The following is a 10,832-nucleotide window of genomic DNA, read 5'->3' as shown; positions in this document are numbered from 1 at the left end:
AGCGTTTCAGGGGCGCGGGGAACTGCGCGACCAGCCCCCACCCACCCGCACCCGGCACTCGACCCCTCAAAGGCCCCGCTGCACCGTGTCCAAGGCGCGCAGAACAACTTCCCGCAACTCGACGGAGTCGGGGCGTTCGGCCCAGTACATCGTGGCCTCCATCAGCGCTCCGACGACCGCCATCGCGTAGACCCGGACCTCGAGATCCCCGGGATCCCGCCCCGTCCGCTCCGCCACGACCCGGCACACGATCTGCCCGGTCACGGACATGGACTCCATCATCCGTGACCGGACCGCCGGCACCTCCACCTGCAACCGCATCCGCAGCCGCGAGGTCTCCGGGTCCTCGCTCTGCACGGCGAGTTGCAGACTGTGGTCGATCACGTGCCGCAGGGAGTCGACGATGGACTCGTCGGAGGGGCGGGCGCGCAGCTCCCGTTCGAGGATCGGGTCGAACTCGTCGGTGAGGACGATGTCTTCCTTGGTCGGGAAGTAGCGGAACACCGTGGAGGGGGAGACCTCCGCCGCCTCGGCGATCTGCTCGACGGTCGTCGCGTCGTAGCCCTGCTCCCGGATCAGGCGGTACGTCGCCTCGCGGATCGCCGTGCGGGTCTTGATCTTCTTGCGCTCCCGGAGCCCGATGCGCGGCTCCGAGGTCTGTGCTGAGGCGGCCATGACCCTCATTCTCGGGCATCGGCGCCGACCGGGGCCACCTGCTTGCCGGGCCCGCCGGTCGCCGGGGGGCCGGGCATGAGGACCGCCGCTAGCACGGCCGCGGCGAGCGCCGTGATGCCGATGACGACGAGCGCCAGGTCCATGCCGTGCAGGTACGCGGCGTCGGCGGACGCGGCGAGCGCCCGGTCGCCGAGCCGCCCCGCGACGACGTGCGCGCCGATCACCGAGTCCCCGGCCGCGTCCGCCGCCGCGCCGCGCAGCCCGCCCGTGTCCAGGTGCGCGGAGTACGCCCCGGCGACCAGCGCCCCGAGCAGCGCGACGCCGAGCGCGCTGCCGGTCTGCCGCACCGTGCTGAGCAGGCCGGAGCCGCGGCCCGCCTCGTCCTTGGGCAGGGTGGTGAGGGCCCCGCTCATCGCGGGGATCATGGCGAACGCGAAGCCGACGCCGGCGATGCTCAGCCACAGCGCCGTGAACCCGTACCCGGAGTCGACGGTGGTCCGCGCCCCGAGGAACCCGGCGAACGCGAGCACGACCAGCGCCACGCAGATCACGGACCGTGCCCCGAACCGGTCGACGAGGGGTTGTGCGAGCCGGGCCGCGAGCAGCATCCCGCCCATCATGGGGATGATCCGCACCCCGGTGCCGAGCGCGTCCGTGCCGAGCACCGCCTGCAGGTACTGGGGCAGCACGAACATCAGGCCGGACATGACGAACATGCCGAGCGTGGCGAGCAGCGTGTTCGTCAGGAAGCCCCGGTTGCCGAGCAGGGACAGGTCGAGCATGGGGCGCGGGCTGCGGCGCTCCCGTCGCACGAGCGCGGTGAGCAGGACGGCGGCCGCCGCGAAGGAGCCGAGGACGGTGCCGCTGCTCCAGCCCTTGCCGGGGCCCTCGATGATCGCGTAGATGAGGGCGCCGAGGCCGACCGCGGTGAGGACCGTGGAGAGGACGTCGACGCGGGGCGCGGCCGGGTCGCGGGTCTCCGGCAGCAGGAACAGGCAGGCGGTGATGCCGATCGCGACCATCGGCACGTTGATCACGAACACCGAGCCCCACCAGTAGTGGTCCAGGAGCCAGCCGCCGATGATCGGGCCGAGCGGCAGGCCGAGCGCGGACGCCGCCGAGATCATGGCGACGGCCTTCGTCTGCTCGGCGCGCGGGAACAGGCCGGGCAGGACGGAGATGGCGAGCGGCATCACGAAGGCCGCGCCGACGCCCATGAGCGCGCGGGCCGCGATCACCCACGTCACCTCGGAGGAGAGCGCGCCGACGACGGACGCGGCGAGGAAGACGCCGAGCCCGCCGATGAGCATGCGGCGCCGCCCGAACCGGTCGCCGAGCAGTCCCGCCGGGAGCATCAGCGCGGCGAACACCACGATGTAGGAGTCCGCCATCCACTGCTGCTCGCCCGTGTCGGCGCCGAGCTGCGCGGCGATGCTCGGGAGCGCCACGTTGAGGATCGTCATGTCGAAGCCGAGCACGAGCATGCTCGCGACCAGGGCCCCGAGGGCCCACCAGCGCCGGGGGTCCGGGCGCGCTTCCGTCTGTGCAGTGACAGTAGCCATGAAATGAGAGTAGCTCTCACTTGGGAGTGGATGTCAATCAAAACTCTCTCTCTGGGCACGCGAAAGGGCCGCGGCGAGTGCCGCGGCCCTGAAGGAGAAGCTCGTACGGATCAGGCGTGCTGGTACGCCACCAGCGAGATCCCGACGTAGTGCACGACGAACGCGGCCAGCGTGAGCGAGTGGAAGACCTCGTGGAAGCCGAACCAGCGCGGCGACGGGTTCGGCCGCTTGATGCCGTAGATGACCCCGCCCGCGCTGTAGAGCAGCCCGCCGACGATCACGAGGACGAGCACCGCGATGCCGCCCTCCCGCATGAAGTCGGGGAGGAAGAAGACCGCGGCCCAGCCCATCGCGATGTAGCAGGGGGTGTAGAGCCAGCGCGGGGCGCCGACCCAGAAGACGCGGAAGACGATGCCGGCCGCCGCCGCGGCCCAGATGCCCCACAGCAGCCACTGCCCCTTCGCCTCGGGCAGCAGGAGCATCGTCAGCGGGGTGTAGGTGCCCGCGATGATCAGGAAGATGTTCGCGTGGTCGAGGCGGCGCAGCACCCCGCCGGCCTTCGGCCCCCAGTTCCCCCGGTGGTAGAGCGCGCTGACCCCGAAGAGCAGACAGGCCGTGAGGACGTAGATCCCGCAGGCGACGCGGCCCCGCGTGGAGTCGGCGAGAGCGGTCAGGACGATGCCGGCGATCAGCACGGCGGGGAACATGCCCGCGTGCAGCCAGCCGCGCAGTATCGGCTTCAGCAACGACGGCTCTGCTGCGGGGATTTCGCTGGGCTCTGCGGCGGCGCTCATGGCGGGCATCGTACCTACGGGACCGTAGGCGACAGATATGGAGCCTCCCCCCTTTTCCGTCCTGGGGCTGCCCCCACCCTCACTCGTGCGGCCGTGAGCGGAGGCGGACGGCAATCGGAAGGTGAAATCTGCGTATCGAGTGGGAATCCTCACGTCGCTCAGGTGTGAGGCCCCCTGGACATATGGGCGAAACGGTCGGATGATCAAATGAGTGCCGTCGGCACCGGATGAGCGCCCACTGGGATCAGTGGAACGGGAGGCGCAGCGTCCGGGTCGCAGCCCCCACGGGGCATCAACCTCCATACCCCTCATTTAGGAGCGATCGTGGCGCGCGACATCGCGGCTCCCAACTCCCCGGACACCCTCCCGACCACCCACCAGGGCCTGATCTCGTGGGTCAACGAGATCGCCGAGCTCACGCAGCCGGACCGCGTGGTCTGGTGCGACGGCTCGGAGGCCGAGTACGAGCGGCTGGCCGAGGAGCTGGTCGCCAAGGGGACGTTCAAGAAGCTCGACCCGATCAAGCGCCCCAACTCCTACTACGCGGCCTCCGACCCGTCCGATGTCGCCCGCGTCGAGGACCGCACCTTCATCTGCTCCGAGAAGGAGGAGGACGCCGGCCCGACGAACCACTGGAAGGCCCCCGCCGAGATGCGGGAGATCTTCGCCGGTGAGAAGGGCGTCTTCCGCGGCTCGATGAAGGGCCGGACGATGTACGTCGTCCCGTTCTGCATGGGTCCGCTCGGCTCGCCGCTGTCCGCGATCGGCGTCGAGATCACCGACTCGGCGTACGTCGCCGTCTCCATGCGCACCATGACCCGCATGGGGCAGCCGGTCCTGGACGAGCTCGGCGAGGACGGCTTCTTCGTCAAGGCCGTCCACACCCTGGGCGCCCCGCTGGCCGAGGGCGAGCAGGACGTCCCGTGGCCCTGCAACTCCACCAAGTACATCTCGCACTTCCCCGAGGACCGCGAGATCTGGTCCTTCGGCTCCGGCTACGGCGGCAACGCCCTGCTGGGCAAGAAGTGCTACGCGCTGCGCATCGCCTCCGTCATGGCACGTGACGAGGGCTGGCTCGCCGAGCACATGCTGATCCTCAAGCTGACGCCGCCGCAGGGCGAGTCGAAGTACGTCGCCGCGGCTTTCCCGTCCGCGTGCGGCAAGACGAACCTCGCGATGCTGGAGCCCACGATCTCCGGCTGGACCGTCGAGACGATCGGTGACGACATCGCCTGGATGCGCTTCGGCGAGGACGGCCGCCTCTACGCGATCAACCCCGAGGCCGGCTTCTTCGGCGTCGCGCCCGGCACCGGCGAGCACACCAACGCCAACGCGATGAAGACCATGTGGGGCAACTCCGTCTTCACGAACGTCGCCCTGACCGACGACGGCGACGTGTGGTGGGAGGGCATGACCGAGGAGGCGCCCGCGCACCTCACGGACTGGAAGGGCAACGAGTGGACGCCCGCGTCCGAGACCCCGGCCGCGCACCCCAACGCCCGCTTCACGGTCCCGGCCGGCCAGTGCCCGATCATCGCGCCGGAGTGGGAGGACCCGAAGGGCGTGCCGATCTCGGCGATCCTCTTCGGCGGCCGCCGCGCCTCCGCCGTGCCGCTGGTCACCGAGTCCTTCGACTGGAACCACGGCGTCTTCCTGGGCGCCAACGTGGCCTCCGAGAAGACCGCCGCCGCCGAGGGCAAGGTCGGCGAGCTGCGCCGCGACCCGTTCGCGATGCTGCCGTTCTGCGGCTACAACATGGGCGACTACATGGCCCACTGGGTGAAGGTCGGCGCCGACAAGGACGCCGCCAAGCTCCCGAAGATCTACTACGTCAACTGGTTCCGCAAGGACGCGAACGGGCGCTTCGTGTGGCCCGGGTTCGGTGAGAACTCCCGCGTCCTGAAGTGGATCGTCGACCGCCTCGACGGCCGGGCGGAAGGTGTCGAGACCCCGATCGGCATCCTCCCGACCAAGGAGTCCCTGGACACGGAAGGCCTCGAACTGGCCGACTCCGACCTGGACTTCCTGCTCTCCGTCGACAAGGAGGTCTGGCGCGAGGAGGCCGCTCTGGTACCCGAGCACCTCAACACCTTCGGCGATCACACGCCCAAGGAGCTGTGGGACGAGTACCGCAACCTGGTGCAGCGCCTCGGCTAGCCGGACCTGAACGAGCCCCCCGTACAACGGCGTACGGGGGGCTCGTTCGCATGTGTGCCGGTGGTCCGGTGTGCGTGCGCGGGTGGGCCGCGATCAACTCGCACCTTCACATGTCCACCACATGTTTCAATGTCCCCACACAGTCGGCCATCGAGGGGGATGGGCGCCAACTCAGCCTGTGGGGGGCATAGTTGAGCAAGGTTCAGCACTTCAGACGTTCCGCCGCGCTGTTCGTGGCCGGGGTGCTCGGGGCGACGGGGCTGGTGGGTGCCACGGCCTCGCAGGCCGTCGCCGCGACGCCCGCCGACACCGCCGTGAAGCTTCCGGTCACCAACTTCTCGGCGCTGGCGGTCGACTCCGCCCACCAGCGCGTCTACGTCACGGAGGGCCCCGCGTCGAACCCGACGCCCCCGGCCGTGCACGTCTACGACTTCGACGGCCGGAAGATCACCTCGATCAGCACGCCCGCCGCCGCCTCGGGCCTCGACGTGAGCGCCGACGGCACCACCCTGTACGTGTCGCAGCCCAGCGGCATCCTGGCCTTCGACGCCGCCACCCTGGAGCAGCGGAGCCTGACGAGCGCGAGCTACGACACCTGCGGGCGTTCGCTGGCCGTCGCGGGCGGCCGGGTCTGGCACACGAGCGCGTACTCGTTCGGCTACTGCGACTCCGCGTACGCGACCCTGGGCCGGCTGAGCGAACCGGCGCAGAACACCGGCTGGGGCGACTACGGCCGCATCCAGCTCTTCGGCGGCGGCCCGGCCGCCCCGGACCGCTTCTACGCGGCCCAGCCGGCCAACTCCAGCGCGCCGAACCCCTTCATCACCGCGTTCGCCGCCGACAACGACGACCCGGTACGCGGCCCCGAGCGCCGCTTCGCGGGCGAGGACGGCAAGGGCGCCCTCGACTTCAAGGACCTCGCGCCCAGCGCCGACGGCAAGAAGCTCGCCGTCGCCGACGCCGCGTCCGGCACCCGCCTGCTGAACGCGGACGACTTCACCGACGCGGCCGAGCAGTACCAGCCGCTGCCCGCCGGGGCGAAGGCCTCCGCGGTCGCCTTCAGCGGCGACGGCAAGTACGTGGCCCGGGGCGCGGCCGCCTACGGCTCCACGCCTGACCTGCTGATCCAGCCGGCGAACCCGGCGGACACGACGGCGCCGCTGGAGTTCGCCTTCGAGGGCAGCCTCGACGGCAGCGAGATCGCCCCGCGCGGCCTGGAGTTCGCGGCGGACGGCTCCCGGCTGTTCGCGGTGACCTCCTACGGCAGCCAGTTCTGGCTGCACGTCATCACGCCGCCGGCCGCTCAGTACGACGCCCGGTTCAGCGGCGATCTGACGCAGTCGCCGAGCAGCGCCGTGGTGGGGGAGCCGGTGGCGCTGCGCGGCCGGCTGGAGTTCGACGGGCCCGCGCCCGCGGACCCCGCGAAGGTGACGGCCGTGCGCGAGGACGCGGACGGGAAGACGGAGCTGACCCCGGTGAAGTTCGCCGCGGACGGCACGTTCACGGTCTTCGACGTGCCGGACAAGGTCGGTGAGGCGACGTACCGGGTCTCCTACCTGGGCGACCTCACGCACCGGCCCGCGGCGGACGTCGTGCGGACGGTGCAGGTGGGCAAGGCGCCGACGACGCTCACGCTCGACGCGCCGGACGAGGCGACGATGAGCGCCGGCGTGGTGATCCCGGGCACCCTGACGGCCACGGGGCCCGCGCTGCCCGCAGGCCTCACGCTCACCGTGCGCCGCACGGACCGGCTGGGGACGACGGAGCTGGCTCCGGTGACGGTCGGCGCCGACGGCGCCTTCACCCTCCGCGACACCCCGCGGACCATCAAGTCGGCGACGTACACGCTGACCTGGGCCGGTGACGCCGACCACCGGGACGCGACGGCGTCGGCGACGGTGCTCGTGCGCCGCTGACCCGGAGACGTAGGGCCGGGGGCATCGACGATCCGGCCCTACGCCACGCCCTACGCCGCGACGGGCTCCGTGGCGTCCGCGTGGAACTCCATCCGGCGGGCGGCGAGGATCGCGGCCGCCGTGTCCGCGCGGGACGCGGCGACGACCAGGGCGCGGCCCGCGAGGGCGTGGGCGCGCTGGTGCAGGGCGATCACATGGGGTTCGTGCAGGGCGTCGGCCACGGTCGAGCGGACCGGGGCGTGACCGCCGCGCAGGCGGGCGACCTGGGCGGCGAGCTCCGCCGCGGCCGTGTCGAGCTCCGGCGTCCCGGCGACCGCGCGCAGCTCGTCGGTCACGGCGAGGAGGGCCGCGAGGTGCCCGGCGAGCTGGATGTCCAGCTCCTCCTCGCGCGAGCGGTGCGGGAAGTCGCCGCCCGGCGCGGCCACCGTCGTGTGGACCGACTTGGTGCGGATCGGCTCGTACATCGGAGGCCTCCAGACAGGAGCGGGCGCGGATTGACCTCCATCGTACCTTGGACTTCGTCTAAATTAGAACCTGTCCAAAAACGAGTCGCGTCCGGCGTGGCGCTACTGGCTGTAGCCGTCCAGGAAGTTCCCGATCCGGGTCACGGCCTCCGTCAGCTGCCGGGTGTCGGGCAGGGTGACGACACGGAAGTGGTCGGGCTCCGGCCAGTTGAAGCCCGTGCCCTGGACGACCATGATCTTCTCGGCGCGCAGCAGGTCGAGCACCATCTGCCGGTCGTCCTTGATCTTGAACACCTTGGGGTCGAGGCGCGGGAACAGGTACAGCGCCCCCTTCGGCTTCACACACGTCACGCCCGGGATCTGCGTGAGCAGCCCGTGCGCCACGTCCCGCTGCTCCTTCAGCCGGCCGCCCGGCAGCACCAGGTCGTCGATCGTCTGCCGCCCGGTGAGCGCGGCGACGACACCGTGCTGGCCCGGCATGTTCGCGCACAGGCGCATGTTCGCCAGGATCGTCAGGCCCTCGATGTACGACTGGGCGTGCGCGCGGGGGCCGGAGATCGCCATCCAGCCGACCCGGTAGCCGGCCACCCGGTACGCCTTCGACATGCCGTTGAAGGTGAGGGTCAGCAGGTCCGGGGCGATCGCGGCGGTCGGGGTGTGCGTGGCGCCGTCGTAGAGGATCTTGTCGTAGATCTCGTCGGAGCAGACCAGCAGGTTGTGCCGGCGGGCGATGTCGGTGAGGCCGCGCAGCATCTCGTCGCTGTAGACGGCGCCGGTCGGGTTGTTCGGGTTGATGATGACGATCGCCTTGGTGCGGTCGGTGACCTTCCGCTCCACGTCGGCGAGATCGGGCATCCAGTCGGACTGCTCGTCGCAGCGGTAGTGCACGGCGGTGCCGCCGGACAGGGAGACGGCGGCCGTCCACAGCGGGTAGTCCGGCGCGGGGACCAGTACCTCGTCGCCGTCGTCGAGCAGGCCCTGCATGGCCATCACGATCAGCTCGGACACGCCGTTGCCGATGTAGACGTGCTCGACGTCGGTCTCCACGCCGAGGGTCTGGTAGTGCATCATCACCGCGCGGCGGGCGGCGAGCAGGCCCTTGGCGTCGCCGTAGCCGTGGGCGTCCCCGACGTTGCGGAGGATGTCCTCGAGGATCTCGGGCGGGCAGTCGAAGCCGAACGCGGCCGGGTTGCCGGTGTTCAGCTTGAGGATGCGGTGCCCTGCCGCCTCCAGCCGCATCGCTTCCTCGAGAACCGGGCCCCGGATCTCGTAGCAGACGTTGGCGAGCTTGGTCGACTGGATGAGCTGCATGGACAGACTGTACGGCGGCCGCTCGCGGGGGCGCGCTCGCTTCGCCGCCGCCCGGAGGACCCCGGCCGGGACCGGTTTCGGATGTGATGGCACGCAGTGCCGGATGCCTGAGGAATGCCGGGTGCGGGCGGGGGTGCGGCTTGGATGCGCGGGCCTGCCGGGCCGGGTGAGATCGGCCACTCGGGAGGGCGGGTGTTCCGGCCGCTTGCACGTGTTCGAGCACACGTTCGAAGAAGGGGGTTAGTCTGGAGTCATGCTCCAGGGATCCCTCTTCGACCAGGCCGACCGGATCGAGGAGACCGCGCTCGGCGGCCTCGACGGACTGCGCCGCACCGAGCTCGGGTCCGGCGCCTGGATCGACGTGCTGCCCGGCTGGCTGCACGGCGCCGACGCCCTGTTCGAGCTGCTCGCCGAGCGCGTCCCGTGGCGGGCCGAGCGCCGCCAGATGTACGAGCGGGTCGTCGACGTGCCCCGCCTCCTCAAGTTCTACGGGGCGGGCCAGGAACTCCCGCACCCCGTGCTCGGCACGGCCCGCGACGCCCTGTCCGCCCACTACGCGCGCGAGCTGGGCGAGCCGTTCACCACGGCCGGGCTCTGCTACTACCGCGACGGGCGCGACAGCGTCGCCTGGCACGGCGACCGCATCGGGCGCGGCGCCCGCGAGAACACGATGGTGGCGATCCTCTCCGTCGGAGCGCCCCGGGACCTCGTGCTGCGGCCCGTCGGCGGCGGACCCGCCGTGCGCCGGGCCCTCGGGCACGGCGACCTCATCGTCATGGGCGGCTCCTGCCAGCGCACCTGGGAGCACGCGATCCCCAAGTCGACCCGGGCGGCCGGGCCCAGGATCAGCGTCCAGTTCCGGCCACACGGGGTGCGCTGACCTCGGGGTTCCGCGCGCTTGGCGGAGAAAAGGCCGGTCTGCGGCGATATCGCCGACGACTGTTCCGGGCCACCGGAACCCCTTAAAATCCGCGCTCATGTCCTGGCAGCACCCACGAGAAGACGCCGAAGCGAACCTGTCCGGTGTCGTCTACGACCCACAGCAGGCGGCGGGCGCCTACGACGGTTACGCCGATCCGGCCACGGTCCACGGCTGGCGTGAATCGGCCACCGTGGCCCCGGCCGCCCTCCACGACACCACGGAGCCGCTCCCCGTCGTGCCCGACGAGGACGGCGCCGTGTTCGTCGACACCACCGGGCGCCGGGGGCGCCTGATGCGGCGCGGCGGGATCGCGCTCGGCGCCGTCTGCGTCGTCTTCCTCGGCGTCGTCGTCTTCGGCCTGTTCGGGGCGAGCCCGTCGAGCGGCCCGCTGTCCTGGACCGACGGCGACGACGACGGCGGCAAGCAGCGCGCCGAGCACTCGGCCCCCGCGGCCCCGGGCCCCGCCACCACCGACGCCCCGTCCGGCACCGGAGCCACCGAGGCCCCGAGCGCCACCCCGTCCGGCGACCCGGACGACACGCCCGGGAAGAAGGAGGCGAGCCCGGCCGCCTCCACGTCCCGCGGCACCGCCGACACCCCGGCCACCACGCCCCCGCCCACGACCGAACCGGCCCGCGGCAACTCCACCAACAACCCCGGCCGCGGCAACGGCTCCACCAAGGGCCCGAAGTGACCCGGCCCCCGGTGCGAGCCGCGGGACCGATGTGACCCGAACCCCCTCCCACCCACCCGCGAAGCCCAACGCGACCCCGACCGCTTCCGCGTCCGGCCGCACAGGCGAGGCGACCGCGCGCCGGGTCCCGTCAGGGTTCCGAACCGACCCGGCCCACGGTGTCCGTCGCGAAGTCGACGTGCCCCGAAGGCTTTTCCGCGCACCTGACAGCACCCTCCGCGCACCTGAGAGGACCCTCCGCACACCGGAGAGGACCGGCGCGGGCCCGACCGGTTTGGCGTCCGGCCGCACAGGCGAGGCGACCGCGCGCCGGGTCCCGTCAGGGTTCCGAACCGAC

Annotated in this window: 9 protein-coding genes; 4 read left to right on the top strand and 5 right to left on the bottom strand. The window is 71.6% G+C overall.

Features of this window, described 5'->3' with window-relative positions:
- Nucleotides 1-66: 66 nt before the first annotated feature.
- From ACFW9D_RS13205 to ACFW9D_RS13195, 3 genes are all read right to left on the bottom strand, one after another.
- Nucleotides 67-675: a TetR/AcrR family transcriptional regulator gene (locus tag ACFW9D_RS13205; RefSeq protein WP_188337159.1), complete on the bottom strand. Its 609-nt coding sequence runs from the start codon at nucleotides 673-675 to the stop codon at nucleotides 67-69.
- A gap of 5 nt (nucleotides 676-680) precedes the next feature.
- A complete protein-coding gene (locus ACFW9D_RS13200; protein ID WP_188337158.1) occupies nucleotides 681-2,237 on the bottom strand; it encodes an MFS transporter in 1,557 nt (518 codons plus the stop codon).
- A 110-nt stretch (nucleotides 2,238-2,347) separates the two neighbouring features.
- Nucleotides 2,348-3,031, bottom strand: a complete 684-nt coding sequence (locus ACFW9D_RS13195) for a hemolysin III family protein (protein WP_384621185.1) — start codon at nucleotides 3,029-3,031, stop codon at nucleotides 2,348-2,350.
- Nucleotides 3,032-3,355: 324 nt separating this feature from the next.
- Here ACFW9D_RS13195 and ACFW9D_RS13190 point away from each other — a divergent pair, with 324 nt between their 5' ends.
- Complete coding sequence (locus tag ACFW9D_RS13190) at nucleotides 3,356-5,188, top strand: phosphoenolpyruvate carboxykinase (GTP) (RefSeq protein WP_384621183.1); 1,833 nt, start codon at nucleotides 3,356-3,358, stop codon at nucleotides 5,186-5,188.
- A 191-nt stretch (nucleotides 5,189-5,379) separates the two neighbouring features.
- Nucleotides 5,380-7,104 carry an Ig-like domain repeat protein gene (locus ACFW9D_RS13185; RefSeq protein WP_384621180.1) on the top strand — a complete coding sequence of 575 codons (1,725 nt, stop codon included), beginning with the start codon at nucleotides 5,380-5,382 and terminating at the stop codon, nucleotides 7,102-7,104.
- Nucleotides 7,105-7,154: 50 nt separating this feature from the next.
- Here the strand turns inward: ACFW9D_RS13185 and ACFW9D_RS13180 are convergent, their stop codons facing one another.
- Together ACFW9D_RS13180 and ACFW9D_RS13175 are read right to left on the bottom strand one after the other, a co-directional pair.
- Nucleotides 7,155-7,568: a hypothetical protein gene (locus ACFW9D_RS13180; RefSeq protein WP_384621177.1), complete on the bottom strand. Its 414-nt coding sequence runs from the start codon at nucleotides 7,566-7,568 to the stop codon at nucleotides 7,155-7,157.
- Nucleotides 7,569-7,670: 102 nt separating this feature from the next.
- Nucleotides 7,671-8,879, bottom strand: a complete 1,209-nt coding sequence (locus ACFW9D_RS13175; protein ID WP_188337153.1) for a pyridoxal phosphate-dependent aminotransferase — start codon at nucleotides 8,877-8,879, stop codon at nucleotides 7,671-7,673.
- A gap of 253 nt (nucleotides 8,880-9,132) precedes the next feature.
- On the opposite strand from ACFW9D_RS13175, the gene ACFW9D_RS13170 reads away from it, so the two are divergent.
- Together ACFW9D_RS13170 and ACFW9D_RS13165 are read left to right on the top strand one after the other, a co-directional pair.
- Nucleotides 9,133-9,759, top strand: coding sequence for an alpha-ketoglutarate-dependent dioxygenase AlkB (locus ACFW9D_RS13170; RefSeq protein WP_384621176.1), 627 nt, complete (start codon nucleotides 9,133-9,135; stop codon nucleotides 9,757-9,759).
- Between the two features lie 97 nt (nucleotides 9,760-9,856).
- Entirely contained in the window at nucleotides 9,857-10,495 is a 639-nt protein-coding gene (locus tag ACFW9D_RS13165) for a hypothetical protein (protein ID WP_384621174.1), read from the top strand.
- Nucleotides 10,496-10,832: the final 337 nt, after the last annotated feature.

This window comes from Streptomyces sp. NPDC059524 (genome assembly GCF_042749255.1).
In the GTDB taxonomy this organism is placed as follows: Bacteria; Actinomycetota; Actinomycetes; order Streptomycetales; family Streptomycetaceae; genus Streptomyces; species Streptomyces xanthii.
Note: the sequence above shows the minus strand (reverse complement) of the source record. Positions and strands in the feature narration are given on the sequence as shown.

Bases quoted from the DNA above. Each gene is read 5' to 3' on its own strand.
- ACFW9D_RS13175 (WP_188337153.1), bottom strand. From the start codon at position 8,879: ATGCAGCTCATCCAGTCGACCAAGCTCGCCAACGTCTGCTACGAGATC.
- ACFW9D_RS13195 (WP_384621185.1), bottom strand. From the start codon at position 3,031: ATGAGCGCCGCCGCAGAGCCCAGCGAAATCCCCGCAGCAGAGCCGTCG.
- ACFW9D_RS13205 (WP_188337159.1), bottom strand. From the start codon at position 675: ATGGCCGCCTCAGCACAGACCTCGGAGCCGCGCATCGGGCTCCGGGAG.
- ACFW9D_RS13180 (WP_384621177.1), bottom strand. From the start codon at position 7,568: ATGTACGAGCCGATCCGCACCAAGTCGGTCCACACGACGGTGGCCGCG.
- ACFW9D_RS13165 (WP_384621174.1), top strand. From the start codon at position 9,857: ATGTCCTGGCAGCACCCACGAGAAGACGCCGAAGCGAACCTGTCCGGT.
- ACFW9D_RS13200 (WP_188337158.1), bottom strand. From the start codon at position 2,237: ATGGCTACTGTCACTGCACAGACGGAAGCGCGCCCGGACCCCCGGCGC.
- ACFW9D_RS13170 (WP_384621176.1), top strand. From the start codon at position 9,133: ATGCTCCAGGGATCCCTCTTCGACCAGGCCGACCGGATCGAGGAGACC.